The sequence below is a fragment of the Euzebyella saccharophila genome (genome assembly GCF_014855495.1).
Lineage (GTDB): Bacteria > Bacteroidota > Bacteroidia > Flavobacteriales > Flavobacteriaceae > Euzebyella > Euzebyella saccharophila.
The window spans coordinates 29,717-50,640 of sequence record NZ_JACYFJ010000009.1 but is presented as its reverse complement, the minus strand read 5'-3'; the positions used below and the strand labels follow the sequence as shown (position 1 = coordinate 50,640).

19 protein-coding genes are annotated in these 20,924 nt (G+C 40.5%); 13 read left to right on the top strand and 6 right to left on the bottom strand.

Annotated features, from left to right (window positions below):
* Positions 1-23: 23 nt before the first annotated feature.
* Entirely contained in the window at positions 24-1,526 is a 1,503-nt protein-coding gene (locus IL355_RS18585) for a helicase HerA-like domain-containing protein (protein ID WP_192463596.1), read from the bottom strand.
* A 154-nt stretch (positions 1,527-1,680) separates the two neighbouring features.
* Between IL355_RS18585 and IL355_RS18580 the strand changes: the two genes are divergently transcribed.
* Entirely contained in the window at positions 1,681-2,313 is a 633-nt protein-coding gene (locus IL355_RS18580) for a 7-carboxy-7-deazaguanine synthase QueE (protein WP_192463627.1), read from the top strand.
* A gap of 3 nt (positions 2,314-2,316) precedes the next feature.
* On the opposite strand, the gene IL355_RS18575 is transcribed toward IL355_RS18580, so the two are convergent.
* Positions 2,317-3,249 (bottom strand): hypothetical protein, encoded by a 933-nt coding sequence (locus IL355_RS18575; RefSeq protein ID WP_192463595.1) that lies wholly within the window; start codon positions 3,247-3,249, stop codon positions 2,317-2,319.
* Positions 3,250-3,284: 35 nt separating this feature from the next.
* Positions 3,285-4,007 (bottom strand): class I SAM-dependent methyltransferase, encoded by a 723-nt coding sequence (locus IL355_RS18570; protein WP_192463594.1) that lies wholly within the window; start codon positions 4,005-4,007, stop codon positions 3,285-3,287.
* Between the two features lie 72 nt (positions 4,008-4,079).
* Here IL355_RS18570 and IL355_RS18565 point away from each other — a divergent pair, with 72 nt between their 5' ends.
* Positions 4,080-4,577 (top strand): YkgJ family cysteine cluster protein, encoded by a 498-nt coding sequence (locus IL355_RS18565; protein WP_192463593.1) that lies wholly within the window; start codon positions 4,080-4,082, stop codon positions 4,575-4,577.
* A 6-nt stretch (positions 4,578-4,583) separates the two neighbouring features.
* Entirely contained in the window at positions 4,584-5,066 is a 483-nt protein-coding gene (locus IL355_RS18560; protein WP_192463592.1) for a GyrI-like domain-containing protein, read from the top strand.
* Positions 5,067-5,072: 6 nt separating this feature from the next.
* On the opposite strand, the gene IL355_RS18555 is transcribed toward IL355_RS18560, so the two are convergent.
* Positions 5,073-5,399 carry a DMT family transporter gene (locus tag IL355_RS18555; RefSeq protein WP_192463591.1) on the bottom strand — a complete coding sequence of 109 codons (327 nt, stop codon included), beginning with the start codon at positions 5,397-5,399 and terminating at the stop codon, positions 5,073-5,075.
* Between the two features lie 133 nt (positions 5,400-5,532).
* On the opposite strand from IL355_RS18555, the gene IL355_RS18550 reads away from it, so the two are divergent.
* Positions 5,533-6,378, top strand: coding sequence for a sterol desaturase family protein (locus IL355_RS18550; RefSeq protein WP_192463590.1), 846 nt, complete (start codon positions 5,533-5,535; stop codon positions 6,376-6,378).
* A gap of 63 nt (positions 6,379-6,441) precedes the next feature.
* Complete coding sequence (locus IL355_RS18545) at positions 6,442-6,879, top strand: BLUF domain-containing protein (protein ID WP_192463589.1); 438 nt, start codon at positions 6,442-6,444, stop codon at positions 6,877-6,879.
* Here IL355_RS18545 and IL355_RS18540 read toward each other — a convergent pair.
* Positions 6,876-8,123: an exo-beta-N-acetylmuramidase NamZ family protein gene (locus IL355_RS18540; RefSeq protein ID WP_192463588.1), complete on the bottom strand. Its 1,248-nt coding sequence runs from the start codon at positions 8,121-8,123 to the stop codon at positions 6,876-6,878. The two genes, IL355_RS18545 and IL355_RS18540, sit on opposite strands and share 4 nt — an antisense overlap.
* Positions 8,124-8,126: 3 nt before the next feature.
* Here IL355_RS18540 and IL355_RS18535 point away from each other — a divergent pair, with 3 nt between their 5' ends.
* The 5 genes from IL355_RS18535 to IL355_RS18515 all read left to right on the top strand — a co-directional run bounded on the left by IL355_RS18535 (position 8,127) and on the right by IL355_RS18515 (position 14,194).
* Positions 8,127-9,368 (top strand): ABC transporter permease, encoded by a 1,242-nt coding sequence (locus IL355_RS18535; RefSeq protein WP_192463587.1) that lies wholly within the window; start codon positions 8,127-8,129, stop codon positions 9,366-9,368.
* A 102-nt stretch (positions 9,369-9,470) separates the two neighbouring features.
* Entirely contained in the window at positions 9,471-10,247 is a 777-nt protein-coding gene (locus IL355_RS18530; RefSeq protein ID WP_192463586.1) for an aldose epimerase family protein, read from the top strand.
* 6 nt (positions 10,248-10,253) lie between these two features.
* Positions 10,254-10,886: a Crp/Fnr family transcriptional regulator gene (locus tag IL355_RS18525; RefSeq protein WP_192463585.1), complete on the top strand. Its 633-nt coding sequence runs from the start codon at positions 10,254-10,256 to the stop codon at positions 10,884-10,886.
* Between the two features lie 59 nt (positions 10,887-10,945).
* Positions 10,946-12,673: a SulP family inorganic anion transporter gene (locus IL355_RS18520; RefSeq protein WP_192463584.1), complete on the top strand. Its 1,728-nt coding sequence runs from the start codon at positions 10,946-10,948 to the stop codon at positions 12,671-12,673.
* Between the two features lie 111 nt (positions 12,674-12,784).
* A complete protein-coding gene (locus IL355_RS18515; RefSeq protein WP_192463583.1) occupies positions 12,785-14,194 on the top strand; it encodes an MBL fold metallo-hydrolase in 1,410 nt (469 codons plus the stop codon).
* Between the two features lie 460 nt (positions 14,195-14,654).
* On the opposite strand, the gene IL355_RS18510 is transcribed toward IL355_RS18515, so the two are convergent.
* Positions 14,655-16,049 (bottom strand): exonuclease domain-containing protein, encoded by a 1,395-nt coding sequence (locus IL355_RS18510; RefSeq protein WP_192463582.1) that lies wholly within the window; start codon positions 16,047-16,049, stop codon positions 14,655-14,657.
* Between the two features lie 128 nt (positions 16,050-16,177).
* Between IL355_RS18510 and IL355_RS18505 the strand changes: the two genes are divergently transcribed.
* The 3 genes from IL355_RS18505 to IL355_RS18495 all read left to right on the top strand — a co-directional run bounded on the left by IL355_RS18505 (position 16,178) and on the right by IL355_RS18495 (position 20,921).
* A complete protein-coding gene (locus tag IL355_RS18505) occupies positions 16,178-17,752 on the top strand; it encodes a sulfatase family protein (protein ID WP_192463581.1) in 1,575 nt (524 codons plus the stop codon).
* Between the two features lie 3 nt (positions 17,753-17,755).
* Positions 17,756-19,309 (top strand): sulfatase, encoded by a 1,554-nt coding sequence (locus IL355_RS18500; RefSeq protein WP_192463580.1) that lies wholly within the window; start codon positions 17,756-17,758, stop codon positions 19,307-19,309.
* A gap of 88 nt (positions 19,310-19,397) precedes the next feature.
* Positions 19,398-20,921 carry a GH3 family domain-containing protein gene (locus tag IL355_RS18495; protein WP_192463626.1) on the top strand — a complete coding sequence of 508 codons (1,524 nt, stop codon included), beginning with the start codon at positions 19,398-19,400 and terminating at the stop codon, positions 20,919-20,921.
* Positions 20,922-20,924: the final 3 nt, after the last annotated feature.

Sequence of the window (20,924 nt, the reverse complement as noted above, 5' to 3'; positions counted from 1 at the left end):
AATTTTTTCTGAACCAATAATTCTTACCTGATAACCTTTTTAAGCACTCCTAAAACGCCTCTAATAAACGTGGCGCTTGTCAATACCTTGATAACGGGGTTTTGTCTGGTATAGGAGCTTTTTCTAGCTCTTGTCCTTGGTTTGGCTTTTTCCTTTTCTGCCTCTGCTTCGGCTTTTTCAATTTTCTCGTTCAATATTTCGTAAGCACTTTCACGGTCTATGATGTCCCCATATTTTTTTACCAATTTTGAGGAGGAAATCAAGTCTTTCAATTCAGTGTCTGTAAGAACATCCATTCGGCTCATGGGGGCTCTAAGTAAGGTGGCAGCGAGCGGAGTAGGTCTTCCTTTTTCATCCAAGGCACTTACCAATGCCTCTCCAATTCCCAATGAAGTAAGCACTTCTTTGGTGTCATAATACTCCGAATCAGGATAGTTTTCGGCGGTTAACTTGATAGCTTTGCGGTCTTTGGCCGTAAAGGCACGCAGGGCATGTTGCACCTTTAACCCCAATTGAGAGAGTACCGCATCGGGCACATCAGTAGGGTTTTGGGTAACAAAATAGAGTCCGATACCTTTTGAACGAATCAATTTTACAATACTTTCAATTTGCTCTAAAAGCGCTTTGGAGGCTTCGTTGAAAATGAGATGGGCCTCGTCTATAAAAAGAATAAGTTCTGGTCTATCACTGTCTCCTTGTTCAGGAAAGGTTCCATATATTTCTGCCAACAAGCTTAACATAAAGGTAGAAAACAGTTTGGGCCTGTCCTGTATATCCGTCAGACGGATTATATTAATGTAGCCCCTACCATTCTCATCTACGCGGGTAAGGTCATCCACTTCAAAAGACTTTTCTCCAAAAAAAAGTTCAGCTCCTTGTTGTTCCAGTTCAATAATTTTTCTCAGGATGGCTCCGGTAGAACTGCTGGAGATTCTTCCGTAATCTTTAGCAAACTCCGCTTTTCCTTCTCCCGTAGCATATTGGAGTACTTTTTTAAAATCCTTAAGATCCAATAAAGGCAACTTGTTATCATCACAATACTTAAAAACTACGGCCACTATGCCTTCCTGTGTCACGGTCAGGTCAAGGATTCTGGAGAGTAATACTGGGCCGAATTCTGATACCGTAGCCCTTAACTTGACACCATCTTGTTCTGAGAGTGATAGTATCTCTACCGGAAAGGACTTAGGCTCAAAAGGCAATCCTATTTTGGCATGGCGTTCGTCTATCTTGGGATGACCCTCACTTGCTTGCGCAATGCCACTTAAATCTCCCTTAAGATCCATCAACAAGACCGGCACCCCCTTATCAGAAAGGTTTTCTGCCAAAACCTGAAGTGTCTTGGTCTTACCGGTACCCGTGGCGCCAGCAATCAAACCATGGCGGTTCATAGTTTTTAGGGGTACTTTAACATGTGCGTTGGTAACCGCCTCGCCATTGAGCATGGCAGCGCCCATAACTATGTGTTCCCCTTTGGTAGTATACCCTTTTTCTATATGGTTGAAAAAATCTTCTTTGGTGGCCATGAGATAGAATTTTGGGTAAAAATAAGGGAATTTTGCTTCTTTTGGCTGAAGTGAAATTACAAATTGGCAGTTGCGTTTGCGCATTTATTGAGATGCAGGTAATTGCAAATTCTATTTTTTGGGTTTTGCTGCCAACAAGCACTATCTTTGCCAAATGGTTGAAGAGGAAGTTTTAAGGGAAGTAGATAAAGGCCTAATGTTGCCTTTAATGGAGGAGTTTTATACTATTCAAGGAGAAGGATATCATAAAGGTACGGCTGCTTATTTTATAAGGGTTGGGGGCTGTGATGTAGGTTGTCATTGGTGTGATGTAAAGGAAAGTTGGAATGCAGGTACGCATCCTCCAACGGCAATTAATGACATAGTGGAAAATGCCGCCAAATATTCCAACACCATTGTCGTAACAGGAGGGGAGCCTTTGACTTGGAATATGGATCCGCTAACCAGTGCTCTCAAGGAGAAAAATCTTAGTACGCACATAGAAACTTCAGGGGCCTACCCCTTAACCGGTACTTGGGACTGGATCTGTCTTTCTCCCAAAAAAAATAAATTACCGGAGGAGCGTATTTATGATGTGGCGCATGAATTAAAAGTGATTGTCTATAACAAACACGATTTGATTTTTGCAGAAGAACAGGCAGCGAAAGTAAATGTGGACTGCATTCTTTACTTACAGCCAGAATGGAGCGTACGGGATAAAGTAGTGCCTTTAATTGTGGATTATGTAATGGCCAACCCTAAATGGAAGGTGTCTCTTCAGACCCATAAATATCTAAATATTCCGTAGGGTTTACCTACCGCCGTTATTGGCCAAATCCAATAGACACTGTGTGTCAAGTTCTGGAGCGACGATAAGGTCCTTGGCAGATTTACTTTCCAATAAATGCATTACGGTATTTCCGTTAAGCCTACACGTTACTTTATGGTCCAATATATGTTCTGGAACAAGTAAATTTCCTTTGCTCGTTGACCTTCCAAATTGAAGTTCGGCACGCATAAGGCAACCATCAACAGAGCAGTGATTATTGCCTACGGGATTCCCATTTCTATCTATTTCCTGTTCTCCGTTTTCGTCTAGTTTTACGTCTTCATGGTCATTGACCATATCCGAGCCTAAATTTACCAGTCCAAATAGATGCCCAAATTCATGGTTCAAAGTAGTGAGTTCTACATCGGCATCAGAGATAAAGAAGCTTTGATCGGCCAATCTTCTTACCGTGGCTTCGTGTATGATCATGGAAGTATTTCTGTAAACGGCTCCCAAGGTAACCAATCCTTCCTCCAAGTCATCCCCCTCCGCTGGGGCATCAGAAAAATAAATATATATCCCTAGGGTGTTCCCGTCATTGTAAACCGTTCTGTTTTGGTTTTCCAATTCTATAATTTCCTCAAGCGTAAGACTTTCTTCATCTGGGGAGCTCAAAGATGCATATTCTACTTCTATTTCTTCCTTGAACGTACGCTCTTTGAGATAGGAAATAAATCCGTCTATAGCTTCTTGGGTAGGACCAAACCCTTCTACATAGGCTATTTCGATTTTTAATTTGGAAAAGGACGAATTGCTTAAAATATCATTGGCGGAATCTCCCGTGCTTTGCAAGTTTGCCGTCTTGTCCACCGCTTTAGGTTCCGAGGGGTCATTGGTTACGTCCAAGGAATTATCTGAACAGCCTTGTATAAGGCAGAATACCATACTGAGAAGAACTAAGAATGAATTTTTCATACGTTTTGTCATTAGGCCCACCTTAGGTTAGACGGTCATTTGGAGGAATCCTTCCATAATCGTGCCAGATAATCATAATGTTCCCCCTCCAAAACCATCTCACAGCTTAAGCCCGCCAGTTCTGCGGCATTTTCAAGGCTTTTGTAATCTAGATAGAGCCAATTAAAGGTTTTTCCTTTCTGTTCTTTGTAGGTCATTTGAAAATCTACCTCTCCGTAATAGTTACCGGTATTGGGAACCCAAACACCGCCGTCTTCATCTTCTTCGAACATATAAATGATATCGCTAGAATCCAATAAAATTTGACCATTGGGTTTTAATAACGATGTAAGGTGCTTTAAAAACGTATTTAAATTGGCAGCTCGGCCCGCTAGGCCAATTCCGTTCATAAGAAGTAATAGGGTGTCGTAAGTTTCTCCTGAATACTCTAAAATGGGTTGGAGGATGGTTTTTTCAACTCCTCGTAGCCGGCAGGTTTCAATTGCTCCTGAAGAATTGTCCAGAGCAGTTACGTCTACTTTTTTTTCCTGTAGATACAAACTATGGCTCCCTGATCCCGCGCCAATATCCAGAACTTTTCCTTTGCAAAGTCGAAGGGCTTTCTTCTCCAATTGAGGCATTTGGGAATAATCCCTGAACAAATAAGGAAGTGGCATTACATCTTCCTCGTCCAACGTAGGAGAGTAGGTGGTGATATCCTCAGAATAATTTTCGTTTTGATAATCAAGTAGTGCTTGACCAAGTATATCTTTCGTCATGTCTGCCGTTTCAAATGCAAAAATGGACTATTTAAATATTTCTTGTTTAGTTTTGTCTTAATTTTTAGGTAGATGGAGAAAATCTTGAAGCAACTTCCTCAAAAGGCTAGGGAAAAGATGACAGAAAACAGAAAGTTTTTTGCCAAACTTAAAAAGCGACCTCCTAAAAATCTTGATTACGTAATGCAAGAACTTCATGAAGAGGAGTTTGAGCGAACGGATTGTTTAGATTGCGCCAATTGCTGTAAGACCACCGGACCTCTTTTTACCAATGCCGATATAGAAAGAATTGCAAAGTCCTTTAAGCAAAAGCCGCAAGTCTTTATCGATAGCTATTTAAAGATTGATGAGGATAATGACTATGTGCTGCAACAGCTGCCTTGTCCTTTTTTAGGTGCGGATAATTATTGTTCCATTTACGATGTACGGCCAAAAGCTTGCCGAGAGTTTCCCCATACGGACAGGAAAAAATTTCAACAAATAGCACATCTTACCATGAAAAATGTAGCCATCTGTCCGGCGGCTTTTAATATTGTGGAAGCCATGAAAGAACGTTTACCCCAGAAATAATTCACTATGCAACCTAGAATTGAATTTTTGAGCCAGAAAAAATTGGTTGGCCATTCCCTAAGCATGAGTTTGAAAAACAACAGGACTTTTGAGCTATGGAGCGGATTTATGCAAAAAAAACGCTTGGTAAAGAACATGATCGGTACTTCCCTATATTCGCTACAAGTATATCCCAAATCAAAACCGGAGTCAGTTTTTTCACCTACCACGGAATTTGTGAAATGGGCGGCTGTTGAGGTGAGCGATTTTGAGAACGATGATTTTGAAACGATGATATTGCCAGCTGGGCAGTATGCTGTTTTTGTTCATAAAGGACCGCCTTCTGGGTTTCCAAAAACTATGAATGCCATATTTAAGGGTTGGTTGCCAAATTCTGGTTATGAATTGGATGACCGCCCGCATTTTGAACTTCTCGGGGAAAAATACAAAAACAACCATCCTGATTCTGAAGAGGAGGTTTGGATTCCCATTAGAGAAGTTAAGGAATAGAATGTCTTATTGGGATACCCATTTAAGGCCTACAATTGAGGTAATCAGGGTAGTTAAAAAGAAAAGTCTCCAAAAGGAGGCAGGTTCCTTAAAAAGGAAAATGCCAACCAAAACAGTGCCCACTGCTCCAATTCCCGTCCAAACGGCATACGCGGTCCCAATAGGTAAAACTTGGGTGACCTTTACCAAGAGTACCATGCTAATGGTGAGGCACACCAAAAATCCCAAGTACCAATAAGTGGCAATAGCACCAGATTCCTCCTTTGCTTTTCCCAAACAGGCGGCGAAGGCCACCTCAAAAAGTCCGGCAATTATAAGAAATATCCATTTCATAATTCGTTTTTAAAATTAGTGCCAACTGCAAAATTAGTCCAATTTTTAATGCGGATGTTAAGACCTTACCTATTGGTTTAGGTTTCGTATATTTAAAAGGAAGTAATTGAATTCATAAATTGTTATTGAACAAATGGAAACGCTAATCAACTATTTTGAGACCATTCCGTCCTTGCACCGATCTTTAATTTTAGTAGGGGGCATTACTTTTTTTTGGGTTTTGGAAGGTGCAGTGCCCTTGGTGAGGTTTTCCTATAAAAAATGGAACCATGCACTTCCCAATTTCTTTTTTACTCTCACCACCATCATCGTCAATTTCGCATTGGCATTTCTACTTTTAAAAACGGCCGATTGGACGGTCAGTAATGAATTTGGTATCATCAACTGGCTGCCAGAAATGCCTTTGTGGGCTTACGTGCTACTAGGGGTTTTATTTCTTGACTTTATTGGAGCCTATCTTGCCCATTTAACGGAGCATAAAGTAAAATCCCTTTGGATGATTCATTTGGTGCATCATACAGACCATAATGTAGATACGACTACCGCTAACAGGCATCACCCTTTAGAGAGTGTTATCCGTTTCATGTTTACATTGTTAGGTGTCTTTTTGGTGGGTACCCCCATTGGCATAGTAATGTTGTATCAATCCTTGTCCTTAGTGGCATCGCAATTTGGTCACGCCAATATTAAACTTCCTAAAAAAGTGGACAAATTGATTAGTTACGTTTTTGTTTCACCAGACATGCACAAGGTACACCATCATTATAAATTGCCTTTTACAGATAGTAATTACGGAAATATTTTCTCTATTTGGGACCGTATTTTTGGTACGTATATGCAATATGATAGGGATGCGATTGTTTATGGTGTGGATACCTTTCCGGATGAAGTAGAAAATTCAAGTATCAAAGGGCTTTTAAAGCAACCGTTCCATAGGTATAGAAAGCCCACGGGTATAGAAAAAGTTGAAAGTGTTTAACTTTTTATCGAATGTAAGGCCTATAACAATTGCCTAAAAAGCAAACTATTCTATATTTGCTCAATGATTTACAAGTTAACGTATGAATCAAATGCATGTGTGTCCTTTGATGAACTGGGCATTGATAGAATTCTTGAGCAGGCACGAGATCATAACAAAGTACAGAACATAACAGGTTGCCTTGTATATCACAATGGAGCTTTTGTACAGATTTTAGAGGGCGATAGGGAGGAAGTGAACAAATTGTTTCAAATCATTTCTAAAGATGTCCGCCATTCTAATGTAAGATTGGTAAGTGAGGAAATGGATGAAGAAAGAAGCTTTTCAGATTGGAACATGGCCTATTTTGATCCCCACCTCCATGGCCTAAACAAAGCGGATATTGCCAACTTTGAAAAAAACCTTCTTTTATTGGCAGATTTTTCAGAAAGATTATCCACTACAGTCAACCTTTTCTGGATCAACGTTCGAAAGATAATCCTGAATTTAAAAATAAGTTAGTACCTTAAATATTTGGCCCTTATTTTCTTGAACGCTTCTAACTGGGGCTGCCACGTTTTCTTAATTTCTTCCTCGGTCATACCATCTTCAATTTGTTTCTGAAGAGTTTCCGTACCCGCATGTTTGGTGAAACCCGAGGTAATGAAAATGTTGGATTTGTCTCCCGAGTTCATGTAGGCATCTATTACCCAGTGCAGTGAAACTTCGTTTTTTGTAGGTATTTGGGACAAATCTTTTCCAAAACACTTTTTGCCCTCTTCTTTAGGGTGCTTTGAGCCAAAATTAGGCATAGGCACATAACTAAAGCTGTACTGGGTGCTATCTAAAAAGGAAGCCCCATAGCGCTGAAACTGAAATTCCGTTCCTCTACCTGCATTAACATTAGTGCCTTCAAAAAGCCCTAAGCTAGGGTATAGGTTAATCGACTTGTCATTGGGTAAATTAGGGGAAGGCCTTATAGGGAGAGAATAGACGGTTTCATACGTCCAGTTTTCAAGCGGTATCACTTTTAGGTTGGCCTTCTTGCCACCTTCCAGCCATCCTTCTTCATTGATCATAGTGGCATATTCTCCTATGGTCATACCGTAAACTAACGGTATTTCCTGCAAGCCTAGGAATCCTTTATGTTTTTTTTCCATGGTGGGCCCATCAACATAATGGCCGTTGGGGTTGGGTCTGTCCAATACAATGATAGGTTTTTTACTCTCTGCACAGGCCTCCATAACTAACTGTAAGGTGGCTATATAGGTATAAAAGCGTACGCCCACATCTTGAATATCAAAAATTACAATATCCAAATCCTTTAATTGATCGGCAGTGGGTTTTCTGTTTTTTCCATATAGGGATATAAGCGGTAAACCCGTTTTTGGATCCGTCCCGTCCTGTACTTTTTCACCAGCATCGGCAGCACCCCTAAAACCATGTTCCGGAGCAAAAACTTTTTGTACTTGTACATTCAGGGACAATAGGGAGTCTACCAAATGAACGTAGGAAGGTTCTTTTTCGCTATCTTTAAATATAACGCTTGTCTGGTTGGCAACAACTCCCACCTTTTTGTCCTTTAATTCCTCAAGGTACAATTTTGTCCTATTGGCACCCACGGTGACCGGAAGCGGAATTACACTATCCTTAGCTTGTACTGCTGTGGCACCTTCGGTATGATGCACTTTGTCATTGTTACCACAAGAGGAAAGCACCAAAAACCAAATGAAAAATGTACTTTTGAAGGAGGAAAAAAATGCCATAATTTGAATTTTGAATATTTTTTGGCCAAGAGGCTTATCAAGGGAGCGGCGCACAAAATTAGTATTTCCGCTCCTATAATAAAAATAGCAATTACCGCTATTGCACTTGGTATGATCATGATGTTAGTGGCCATTGCTTCCGGCGTTGGACTCAAGTACAAAATACGTGAAAAAGTTGCTGCGTTTAACGGACATATCCAAATTTCTAATTACGATAATAATGCATCGGATGTTTCGGTAGTTCCCGTTGACCTAAATCAGGATTTTTATCCCAGTTTTAAGGATGTTGAGGGAGTTACCCATGTGCAGGCCATAGCCAGTAAGGGTGGCATTATCCGTACCCAAGAAACCTTTGAAGGTATCTTGGCAAAAGGGGTGGGAAAAGATTACAATTGGTCTGGTTTTGAAGAGTATCTAGTGGAGGGCGAACTACCGGATTTCACTGGAAAACTCAATTCACAAGTGTTGATGAGCAGCCTAATGGCCAACCGACTTAAACTGTCCACAGGAGATAGTTTTTACGCCTTTTTTCTTAAAGATGACGATGTTTCCCAATTACCCAACCAACGAAAATTTACTATTACGGGCTTGTTCGATAGTGGTTTTGAGGAGTTTGATGGGGTGTACGTATTTACCGATATCCGTCACATTCAGCGTATGAATAAGTGGGGTGACGACCAAATTGGAAACTTTGAGGTTTTCTTGGATGATTTTGATCAGCTACAGGAAAAGAGCAATGAAATTTATGGAAAGACCTTGTCCACATTGGATACCCAGACCATAGTAGATAAATATTACAAGATTTTTGAGTGGATCGGATTGTTCGATTTTAATATTTTCCTCATTTTAGGGATAGTTATCATCGTAAGTGGATTTAACATGATTACGGCCCTGTTAGTGCTTATATTGGAAAGAACGCCCATGATCGGTATATTAAAGGCGCTGGGGTCTGCCAATTGGAGCATTCGAAAGGTTTTTCTGTACAATGCGGCGTACTTGATTGGTATTGGACTCTTTTGGGGCAACCTTCTAGGACTAGGGGCAATTTACGTTCAGCATAAATTTAAGGTGTTGAAATTTCCTAATCCACAAGAATATTATATAGATTACATACCCGTACACATAGATGTTCTAACAGTGATAGTATTAAATGTTGGTGTTTTGATACTTTGTCTTTTAATGTTATTGATACCCTCGTACATTATTACCAAAATAACGCCCGTTAAGGCAATACAGTTCGAGTAGGTATTTTAGTAAGGGAAACGCTGTAGGCTGATGTTCAGTTGCTTTGGGTATGTTTACGATTACGGAACTATGTAATTTGCGAACGATAAATTTAAGTTGGTTATGGTGATTTTACAGAACGGAAATCAAACAGTTAAAATAGATAAAGGCGAACTTGTAGGATACCAAGTAGATGGGCATGAGGTCATTCATCAAAAAGGTAGTCCTGGTTGGAGAAGCTCGGATACGGAAATGTTCCCAATAATTGGTCCAACTTCAGAAGCCCACTTTCAAGTACAGACCCCTAGGGATATTGCCATCATGGACCAGCATGGTATTTTAAGGGAGCTGGAATATGAATTAGAAACTAGTTCTGCCGTAAGTGCCGTCTTTAAGAAAGAATACAAAGAGAGAAGTCCGGTGCGCAACAGCAAATTTCCCGAGAAAAGTAATAAGCAATTTCTCTATTACACTTATGGCTTTCTGTTTAAAAAGCAGTTTCTATTAACGGAAGCCGGATTGGAGATTTCGTTTGTTGTCTCCGGGGAGAGGGATATGCCATTTATGTTGGGTTACCATCCTGCCTTTAAACTTCACAATGAAAACCCCACTATTTTGGCCGGTGCTAGAAAAATTTCTCTTAAAGAGGTATTAGCGATCGGTAGCCGGGCGTACAAGGTGGCTGATTGTGAAAAAATCGTACTAAAGGATGAAAAAGAGGTGACTGTTGAAACAGAGGGCTTCCAGAATTTTATGTTGTGGACAGAAGTTGAAAATATGATCTGTCTGGAGCCAATTACCTTCTATCCGTATGATGTGGAACAGAAGAATTTAAATGATGGTTTCCAATTTTTAGGAAACGATGACCAGGTTTTTAGGGTTAAAATTTCCGTTAGCTAGCATAGGATGAAAGAAAAGTTACAACAGTTTTACGGCTATTTGTTCGAGGAGGAGCTTTTTAAGGAAATTACCAAAGTAGGCTTGCAGAAAAGTATTCCTCAAGGTTCTGTGATTATGGATATTGGCCAAAATATTACACACATGCCCTTACTTTTAGAAGGGGCCATAAAGATTTTAAGGGAAGATGAGGATGGGGACGAACTGTTATTGTATTTCCTAGAGCGGGGAGATACCTGTGCTATGACCCTGTCTTGCTGCATGGGTACCCACAAGAGCGAGATAAGGGCAATTGCCGAAAGTGATACGGAACTGCTCATGATTCCCGTGCAGCAAATGGAGCTTTGGATGGCCAAATACCAATCATGGCGTCAATTTATTTTAGATAGTTATCATACCCGTATGATGGAGCTCTTGGAAACGGTGGACACCCTTGCCTTTTTAAGAATGGATGAACGTTTGCTCAAGCACCTAAGGGACAAGGCCAAAGTAAATCATGACGACAGTATACATACTACCCATCAAGAAATAGCCTATGATTTAAATACTTCTAGAGTGGTAATCTCCAGGCTTCTTAAAAAATTGGAAAAAGAAGGAAAAATAAAGATGCACCGGCACGAAATTAAGGTAGTGGACTTGTAAGGCATGTTTTTCCAAACGCCAATTTCTACATCAAAACATTAAATGTGTAGTTTTATAGTATGCGCAGATTTTTACCATTCTTACAATGGTTGCCAACCTATGACCGCAAGTGGTTAGGTAAAGATATGATTGCCGGCCTAACTGTTGGAATTATATTGATCCCGCAGGGTATGGCCTATGCTATGATAGCCGGGCTACCCCCGGTTTACGGACTGTATGCCTCTCTTGTGCCCGTAGTAGTGTATGCTATTTTGGGAACCTCTAGACAAATGGCCGTTGGTCCCGTTGCTATGGATTCACTTTTGGTGGCCGCAGCGTTGGCACCTTTTGTTACCTCCGGGGGAGAGAATTATGTGGTAATGGCCCTTCTTTTAGCTTTCATGGTAGGGGCCATCCAAATTGTTTTGGGATTTCTGCGGATGGGTTTTTTAGTCAACTTTCTTTCCAAACCCGTCATTAGTGGTTTTACATCGGCGGCAGCCATCATTATTATTTTCAGTCAATTAAAGCATCTGTTAGGTACTTCGGTGGAGCGAAGTGGCCTGTTTCATGAAATGTTATACAATGCGATGGTGAAAATTCCGGAGACGAATCTTTTGGACCTTACCATTGGTATTGCCGGAATTATGGCCATCGTGCTTTTTAAAAGATGGAGACCAAGGTTTCCAGGAGTGTTGGTGGTGGTCATTGTTGCCATTCTTTTTGTGTATGCGATGGGGCTTCAATCCTATGGGGTTAAAATAGTTGGTTTAATTCCTACGGGGCTTCCACATTTTCAATTACCTCAATTCGATGTTCCAAGTATTATAAAATTAGCTCCTATAGCCCTTACCTTGGCTTTAATTGGTTATTTAGAGGCTATCTCCATTGGAAAATCACTCGAGGAGAAGAATGGGGAGGAAACAGTAGACCCTAATCAAGAACTTATTGCCATAGGTTCTTCCAATCTTTTAGGTTCTTTATTTCAATCATACCCGGTAACCGGTAGTTTCTCCCGTTCGGCAATTAATGGTTCAGTAGGGGCAAAAACAACTTTATCCCTTTTGTTCAGCTCCTTAATGATCGTAATCACCCTGTTGTTTCTTACGCCTTTGTTCTATTACCTTCCCAATGCTGTATTGGCAAGTATCATTATGGTTTCTGTTGTGGGTTTGGTAGATGTCGAATATCCAAAAAGTTTATGGGCTTACAGAAAAGATGAATTGGCCATTTTAATCCTTACTTTTCTGGCTACCCTATTTATTGGGATTACGCAAGGAATTCTTCTGGGTGTGCTACTTTCCCTATTACTAATGGTCTATAAAAGTTCCAAACCGCATTTTGCAGTTCTTGGAAAGATAGAGGGTTCTGATTATTATAAGAATATTGACCGATTTGGAGAGGACATAGATGTTAGAAATGATTTGTTGGTAGTAAGGTTTGATTCCCAATTGTATTTTGGAAATAAAAACTATTTTAAAAAACTGCTTTATAAGTACATCGCGGCAAAAGGAGAGGGATTGAAGGGGATTATCCTAAATGCGGAAGCTATTAATTATATAGATTCTAGTGCAGCTCAAATGCTTATACGGATAATAGAGGACCTACACGACAAAAACTTGCAATTCTACATTGCCGGGGCTATAGGACCTACACGGGATATCATTTTTAGCAGTGGTTTAATAGACGTTTTGTCTAAAAAACATCTATTTGTACAGACAAAGGAGGCAGTTGCCTATTTTGATGATACTACCGTTCCTTCTCCATTAAGTGAGAAGGTCGCGTACCAGAACCTAAGAAGACGGTAACCAATGTTACAATGTAATCTTTGGGTTTAGGGTATTTTTGTATTTCAATATTTATCGTCTTTGGAATTATATACTTTATGGAATAGAGGGCGATTGATCAAAAATGATAAAATGAAAATAGAACAGATTTATACAGGTTGTTTAGCCCAAGGAGCCTATTATATTGAGAGTAAGGGAGAGGTGGCAATCATAGACCCTTTAAGGGAAGTAGAACCCTACATCAAGCGTGCCCAAGATGCAGGTGCCCAAATCAAATACATTTTTGAAACCCATTTTCATGCGGATTTTGTAAGTGGTCATGTGACCCTTTCAAAAGAAACGGGAGCTCCTATCATTTACGGGCCCAATGCCAATCCTTCCTTTGATGCCATTATTGCCAAAGATGGAGAATCTTTTCAGTTGGGAGATGTGAGTATTTATGTGCTTCACACTCCCGGGCACACTATGGAAAGTACCACCTATCTATTAAAGGATGAAAAGGGCAAGGACCACGCCATATTTTCTGGAGATACGCTTTTTCTGGGAGATGTAGGTAGACCCGATTTGGCCCAAAAGGCAGCAGATATGACCCAAGAGCAATTGGCAGGTTTACTCTATGAAAGTTTGAGAAACAAAATTATGCCACTTGCTGATGATGTGATTGTATATCCGGCACATGGAGCAGGTTCTGCTTGCGGAAAAAATATGATGAAAGAAACGGTTGATTCTTTGGGAAATCAAAAGAAGGTCAATTATGCCCTCCGTCAAGATATGAGCAAAGAGGAATTTATAAAGGAGGTGACGGACGGGCTTCTACCGCCACCCAAGTATTTTCCGCTTAACGTAAAAATGAACAAAGAGGGTTATGAAGATATTGGTGAAGTACTTACCAGAGGTACCACGGCTTTAAGCCCTGAGGAGTTTGAAACAGCCGCCAATGAGACCGGTGCTGTAGTTTTGGATGTTAGGCACCAAAAGGATTTTGTAAAAGGCCATGTGCCGCGTTCCATCTTTATAGGTCTCAATGGAGACTTTGCTCCCTGGGTAGGGGCCTTGATTGCAGATACGCAACAGCCCATTTTATTGGTTTGTCCGGAAGGAAAGGAGGAAGAGGCCGTGACTCGATTATCAAGGGTTGGTTTTGATGGTACTATTGGATATTTAAAAGGAGGATTTGAAGCTTGGAAGGATTCCGGGAAAGCAATTGACTCTATTGAATCAATTACAGCGGATGAAGCTACAACCAAAATTGATGAGGAATCCGTTCCGGTTTTTGATGTGAGAAAACCCAGTGAATTCCAGTCTGAGCATGTTATTGATGCTGAAAATACCCCGCTTGATTTCATTAATAAGCACCTCTCGGAATTTCCCGAAAAGGATGAATTTCTTGTACATTGTGCCGGCGGCTACCGCTCTGTAATAGCAGCTTCTATTTTAAAAAGTAGAGGAATCCACAACCTTATTGATGTGGATGGTGGTTTTGGAGCTCTTAAAAATGCAGGAGCTGAAGTTACCGACTATGTTTGCCCCAGTACCTTATAAAATATATACTTAAATAACGAAGCCGTGGCAATTGCCACGGCTTTTTTTGTTATAACCATCTCATATCTAATTGTTTTCAATTGAAAAAAATCTGATTTAAGTCAATTTTTGGTGTGAATGGAGAATACAAACATCCTCTTTATTAAGAATTTCGTAAATGTTAATGAAAACCCAACTAAAAGTTAAGTTTTTAAGGATTTATTGTGTAATTTAAGTAGGAAAATATTCACAGGTTTATCAGTGGTTTGGCAAAAAGGGGCTAGCCTTTTAAGTATACGGGAACCTTCTGAGTAAGAAAAAAAGGCCTAAGATTAAATTTCTACGATTGTTAATGAAAGGGAAGCAATGGACTACTACGTACTATACTCCGTTTTGGTATTGGTCATCTTTATGGTCTGGATGTTCCTCGTTGTTAGAATGTACAGGAAAATGAACAAAAAAGATGAAAGTCTTTAATTGATTATTTCTGGACAGAATCAGCGAGTAACAATTCCATGGGAATAATTGTACCTTGTTGCTTCATGATGTAAGATCTAATAATACGCTCTGTTTCCAACGTATTTGGCTGTAATTCTACGTAAGCCTCCAGGTCTTCAAAAGAGTTGATGACCATTTCCTTATCAATAAAACCATAACCGGCATAGGCGTTGTTCCTAACAACTATAAGGGCTTCCTCATTAGCATCCCTGCCTTTTTCCTTTATAATAAAATTTGCCCGCTGGGAGTTAATGTGCTCCATGGCTGCCATTACCTTTTGATTATAATTTTCCACACTTTCAGTACCGGAACAAATACCATCGCAATTATTAAGTCTATAATGGGAGCAGGTAGGAACATTTTCTTGAAGATGGCAATATTTAGGACAAAGTCTAAATTCTTTACAGATTTCTTCTATAAAGAGGCGGCATGCCGTTGGGCTATAGAGGGTATAAATGGCATTCGGAGCAGATTTAAGCTTGTTAAATGCTAAGTGTTTGATGCCGTTTCGGTCTTCATAGGAAAAGATACCATAGGGCTGAATTTTTCTTTTTTGCGCCCGGTTGTAGATGGGATATAGACTTTTTATGGCCGACGATTCCATGAGGAGTGCCAACAATTCACTTCCAGATAATTCAAAATCAATGTCTGCCGTATCTTTGCAAAGCTGTACTTCCTTGGCAGATTTATCATAGAAATGACCGAGCACCCTTTTTTTAAGATTAATGGCCTTACCTACATAAATTATCTTTCCCTTTCCATCCTTAAAATAATAAACCCCTGGTTTCGAAGGTATTCTTTCAAATACCTCTTTAGGTAATGCAGAAGGAAGCGTTGCTTCCTGTGAACGGGCATTTAGAAAGGATTTAAAAACCTGATTTGCGTTGGGGGACCTTAATAGTTTTTGAAATAATAGAGTAGTGGCATGTGCATCACCACGTGCGCGGTGCCTATCTGTTAAAGGAATGTTCAAAGAAGAGCATAATTTGCCCAAACTATAGGAGTGATAACCCGGAATAAGCTTTCTGGAAAGTCTAACCGTACAAAGTTTTTTTCGGGTAAACTCAAATCCAATTTCCTTCAGTTCGTTTTTAATAATATTGTAATCAAAATTTACACTGTGGGCAACAAAGATGGTGTCTTTGGTAATGTCCAATATACTTTGCGCAATTTCCTCAATGGTAGGAGCATCGCGGAGCATATCATTGTCAATTCCTGTAAGCCGGGTAATAAAATAGGGTATTTCACAATGGGGATTGACCAATGTGGTAAATTCGTCTACAATTTCATATCCGTCATATTTAAATATGGATATTTCGGTAATCTTATTGCCTTTTATGCTATTGCCCGTGGTTTCTATGTCTACAATGCAGTACAATTATTAGGAGCCTGTTTTTTATTTAAAAATTGAAGGGAAGTAATCCTATTGCAAAAATACAAATTGTACAAGGTAGTATAAGGTTGATTGCTTATTTTTAGGCACCAAGCTATTTTAACCAAAAGAACATGACCAAACTACCTATTTTACTCGTTCTTGCCTTATTGTTATTCAATTGTAAGAAAGAAAAATCACCCATTCCAAAGAAAAAGCCGTTGCCCAACATTATATATGTGTTGGCAGATGATTTGGGGTATGGTGATATTAAAACATTCAATCCAGCAGGTAAAATTGCCACCCCTAATATTGATGAAATGGCTGCATCCGGAATAAAATTTACGGATGCGCATACTTCCTCAGCCGTATGTACCCCAACAAGATATGGAATCTTAACGGGTAGATACAACTGGCGAAGTCCTTTAAAAAGTGGGGTTCTCACTGGAAAATCCAGAGCGTTGATACCCAATGATAGAAGTACGGTAGCCTCCTTGCTTAAAAAGGCCGAATACCATACTGCTTTTATTGGAAAATGGCATTTAGGTTGGGATTGGGCCCAAAAGACAGCTAGTGATACTACCGGAGAAGGTTGGAATGCCTGGGATTTCGAGAACTTGGATTTTACAAAACCGATAAGCAATGGACCAAAAGAGCTGGGTTTTGATTATTCCTACGGTCATTCAGGTTCCTTGGATATGGCGCCTTATGTCTATGTTGAAAATGGAATGGCCACTGCCAAAGTGGATACAGTTACCGTTGATAAGGGAAAATATACCTGGTGGCGCGAGGGCCCTACTGCGGCAGATTTTGTCCATGAAGATGTAACTCCACACTTTTTTAGAAAATCAATGGAGTACGTAAAAGAAAGGGGCAAGGAGAATAAACCTTTCTTTCTTTACTTGGCATTGCCTTCACCACATACACCAATTTTACCCACCCAAGAGTGGTTGGGTAAAAGTGATTTGAATCCTTATGCAGATTTTGTAATGCAGGTAGATGATTACATGGGGCAATTATTGGAGGTTCTGAAGAAGGAGGGATTGACCGATAATACCATGATTGTTTTTACCAGTGATAATGGATGTTCTCCGCAAGCAAATTTTGAGTTGCTGGCAGAAAAAGGGCATCATCCTAGTGGACCGTACCGGGGGCACAAAGCTGATATTTACGAGGGTGGCCATCGCGTTCCATTTGTTGTTCAATGGCCCGATAAGATAAAACCCGGTAGTATTTCTAATGAAATTATCTGTACCACGGATTTTATGGCCACTTGTGCCGAAATTGCCGGACTAGATTTAAATGCGAATGAAGCGGAAGATAGTTTTTCCATGCTTCCCATTTTTACGGGAAATAAGGAGTTTGCTCGTGAGGCTACGGTACACCACTCTATAAATGGGAGCTTCGCTATAAGGAAAGGGGACTTTAAACTAATACTATGCCCAGGTTCCGGTGGATGGAGCAGTCCAAGGCCCGGCTCAAAAGAAATTGAGGGAATGCCCAAAGAGCAATTATACGATTTATCCAAAGATCCTTCTGAAAAGCATAACATTTTTGAAGAATATCCGCAGAAAGTCAATGAACTTAAAGATTTGCTGGTAAGCTTTATCGATAATGGTAGGAGCACTCCGGGCCCTAAACAAAAAAATAGCCCGCTAAATTTAGCGGGTAAACAATGGCATCAGCTAGAAACTGTTTTCAATAAATAGAAAATGAAAAGAAGCATTAATATTTTTTATTTGATAAGTTGTTTGTTCTTTGTTGGTTGTGAATCCGATGAGGTAGAAGAACTACCTCCTAACATTGTTGTTTTTTTGGTGGATGATATGGGTTGGCAGGATACATCTGTTCCTTTTCACACAGAGCAGACTACCCAAAATAAAAAATTCCATACCCCATACATGGAAAAATTGGCTGCTCAGGGAATGAAGTTTACCCAGGCATATGCCACACCGGTCTGCTCCCCAAGTAGGGTGAGCTTAATGACGGGAATGAATGCTGCTCGCCATAGGGTTACGAATTGGACGCTGCGCAAAGATTCGCTACAACCAATGGAGAAGAACCACGATTCCCTACAATTTCCCGAATGGAACGTAAATGGCCTAAGTCCAGTTGACGGAAATCCTAAAAGTGTTCATGCCATGCCCTTGGCCCAAGCACTTAGTGATATAGGTTATTATACGGTACATGCAGGCAAGGCCCATTTGGGCGCTATTGGAACGCCGGGGGAAAATCCCATGAACTTGGGCTTTCAAGTAAATATTGCAGGGCATGCAGCTGGGGCACCGGAAAGCTATTTAGGGGAAGAGAATTTTGGAAATGGAAAAAAGGGCAAGGAAGTGTGGGCCGTACCGGGATTGGAAAAATATCATGGCAAGGATATTTTTTTAACCGAGGCCCTAACTCAAGAGGCGCTTAGTGCATTGGACACCGCCGTAACTTCCCAACAACCCTTCTTTCTGTACATGTCCCACTATGCGGTTCATACGCCAATCATGGCAGATAAGCGGTTTTTCCAAAAATATTTGGAAAAGGGATTGGATTCTACGGAAGCCAAGTACGCCTCTTTGGTGGAGGGCATGGACAAAAGCCTTGGTGATATCATGCAATATTTAGAGGACAAGAAAGTGGCCGATAATACGGTGGTTCTATTTATGTCTGATAATGGAGGCCTCAGTGCCCACGCCCGAGGTGGTGGAGACCCGCATACCCATAACTTGCCACTTTCAAGCGGAAAAGGATCTATGAGGGAAGGTGGAATTAGAGAACCCATGTTGGCCAAGTGGCCAGATAAAATTGAACCTGGGACGCAATCCGGATATCAGGTAATTATTGAAGATTTTTATCCCACCATATTGGAAATGGCAGGCGTTGATAGTTTAAATACCGTACAAAAGGTAGACGGACAAAGTTTTGTGCCAGTTTTGAAGGGCGAAAAGGAATATGATGGGTTAAGGTCCTTGCATTGGCATTACCCTAATGAATGGGGGCCTTCAGGTCCCGGAATTGGAGCGGCCAGTACCATAAGAAAAGGAGATTGGAAGCTCATTTACTATCATTTAGACCAACAAATGGAGCTTTTTAATCTTAAGGAAGATATTGGTGAAACCAATAATCTTATTGAAAAGGAGAGCGATAAGGCGGCAGAATTGGCGAAGGATCTTACGGAACACCTTAAGGACGTAGACGCTCAGATGCCCACCTACAAGATAAGCGGCAAACAAGTTCCCTATCCAGCAGAACTGTTCACAGAAGTACAGCCCTAAAGTACAGAATAATTATAATGAGCTAAACTCCTTTTTTTTGAAGCACCTAAGACAATGGCTTCTGTTTTACTTTTATCAAAAAACAGCCATGCCCATAATAGGTAATATCATTAAAGGATTTATAGACGTTCGCGATAAGTTATCAGGAGAGAAGAATCCGGTAGAAGAACAGCAAGAAGTACTGAAAAAACTTCTTACCAAAGCAAAGGATACGGCTTTTGGTAAAAACTATCGTTTTGAGGAAATGCTCAAGGCCAAACGGCCAGAGGTGGGATTTTCCCAAACGGTGCCTTTCCATGACTATAATAAAATGAACGATGAATGGTGGCATCTTTTACACGAAGGTAGAAAGGATGTCACTTGGCCTGGAGAGCCTGATTATTTTGCCCTTAGTTCAGGAACAACAGGTAAGACTAGTAAGCGCATTCCGGTTACGGATGAAATGATTGCTGCTATTAGAGAGGCAGGAATTCAGCAGGTATATGCTTTAAGCAACTTTGACCTGCCCGCAGATTTTTTTGAAAAAGGAATTCTCATGTTGGGCAGCTCCACAGATTTGCAGCAAGTTGATGGTCATAAAGAGGGAGAAATAAGTGGAATTAGTGCCAGTAACATTCCAAATTGGTTTAGAGGATACTACAAGCCGGGCGAAGAAATTGCAGAAATTGATGATTGGGACCAAAGGGTTCAAAAGATTGCCGAACAAGCCGCAGATTGGGATATTGGAGCCCTAAGTGGTATACCTTCTTGGATGGAGCTTATGTTACAAAAGGTTATTGATTACCACGGCTTAAATAACATTCACGAAATATGGCCTAATCTACAGGTTTACACCTCTGGTGGTGTAGCTTTTGGACCCTATAAAAAGAGTTTTAATGCTTTATTGGGAAAGCCAATAACAGTCATTGACACATATTTGGCTTCCGAGGGGTTTGTGGCTTTTCAGGCAAGGCCGGAAACAGATGCCATGCAATTGGTAACGGATGGAGGTATTTATTTCGAGTTTGTACCATTTCAACCAGAATACATCAACCAAGATGGGTCTCTGGTAAAGGATGCCCCAAGTATTACGCTGGACCAAGTGGAGAAAGGAACGGATTATGTACTGATCATTTCCACGGTTTCCGGTGCATGGAGATATATTATTGGAGATACCATAGAATTTACGGATGTAGAGCGTGCTGAAATAAAAATTACCGGCCGCACTAAATTCTTTCTTAATACCGTAGGTTCTCAGTTATCGGTAAATAAGCTAGATGATGCCGTTCAATTTTTGGAAGATGAATTTTCAATGAAAATACCCGAATATACGCTTTGTGCCAATAGAATAGAAGACGAGTTTTATCATTGTTGGTATTTAGGAACTGAGGACCATGTGGATAATGAAAAGTTAGCGACTTCCATGGACAATTACTTGAAAAGTGCCAACAAAAATTACAAAGTTGCACGTTCCAAAGCTTTGGAAGGAGTAAAAGTTACCACCGTTACCCCTGAAATGTTTTACGACTGGAACGGAAGGAATAAAAAGAAAGGTGGGCAAGTGAAAATGGAACGCGTTATGGGCGAAGACAAGTTTGCAGAATGGGAAGAGTTCATTCAACAACAGTCCTAGGGT

Excerpts from the sequence above, each read along its gene's own strand:
- IL355_RS18585 (WP_192463596.1), bottom strand. The coding sequence starts at position 1,526 with ATGGCCACCAAAGAAGATTTTTTCAACCATATAGAAAAAGGGTATACT.
- IL355_RS18580 (WP_192463627.1), top strand. The coding sequence starts at position 1,681 with ATGGTTGAAGAGGAAGTTTTAAGGGAAGTAGATAAAGGCCTAATGTTG.
- IL355_RS18575 (WP_192463595.1), bottom strand. The coding sequence starts at position 3,249 with ATGAAAAATTCATTCTTAGTTCTTCTCAGTATGGTATTCTGCCTTATA.
- IL355_RS18570 (WP_192463594.1), bottom strand. The coding sequence starts at position 4,007 with ATGACGAAAGATATACTTGGTCAAGCACTACTTGATTATCAAAACGAA.
- IL355_RS18565 (WP_192463593.1), top strand. The coding sequence starts at position 4,080 with ATGGAGAAAATCTTGAAGCAACTTCCTCAAAAGGCTAGGGAAAAGATG.
- IL355_RS18560 (WP_192463592.1), top strand. The coding sequence starts at position 4,584 with ATGCAACCTAGAATTGAATTTTTGAGCCAGAAAAAATTGGTTGGCCAT.
- IL355_RS18555 (WP_192463591.1), bottom strand. The coding sequence starts at position 5,399 with ATGAAATGGATATTTCTTATAATTGCCGGACTTTTTGAGGTGGCCTTC.
- IL355_RS18550 (WP_192463590.1), top strand. The coding sequence starts at position 5,533 with ATGGAAACGCTAATCAACTATTTTGAGACCATTCCGTCCTTGCACCGA.
- IL355_RS18545 (WP_192463589.1), top strand. The coding sequence starts at position 6,442 with ATGATTTACAAGTTAACGTATGAATCAAATGCATGTGTGTCCTTTGAT.
- IL355_RS18540 (WP_192463588.1), bottom strand. The coding sequence starts at position 8,123 with ATGGCATTTTTTTCCTCCTTCAAAAGTACATTTTTCATTTGGTTTTTG.
- IL355_RS18530 (WP_192463586.1), top strand. The coding sequence starts at position 9,471 with ATGGTGATTTTACAGAACGGAAATCAAACAGTTAAAATAGATAAAGGC.
- IL355_RS18525 (WP_192463585.1), top strand. The coding sequence starts at position 10,254 with ATGAAAGAAAAGTTACAACAGTTTTACGGCTATTTGTTCGAGGAGGAG.
- IL355_RS18520 (WP_192463584.1), top strand. The coding sequence starts at position 10,946 with ATGCGCAGATTTTTACCATTCTTACAATGGTTGCCAACCTATGACCGC.
- IL355_RS18515 (WP_192463583.1), top strand. The coding sequence starts at position 12,785 with ATGAAAATAGAACAGATTTATACAGGTTGTTTAGCCCAAGGAGCCTAT.
- IL355_RS18505 (WP_192463581.1), top strand. The coding sequence starts at position 16,178 with ATGACCAAACTACCTATTTTACTCGTTCTTGCCTTATTGTTATTCAAT.
- IL355_RS18500 (WP_192463580.1), top strand. The coding sequence starts at position 17,756 with ATGAAAAGAAGCATTAATATTTTTTATTTGATAAGTTGTTTGTTCTTT.
- IL355_RS18495 (WP_192463626.1), top strand. The coding sequence starts at position 19,398 with ATGCCCATAATAGGTAATATCATTAAAGGATTTATAGACGTTCGCGAT.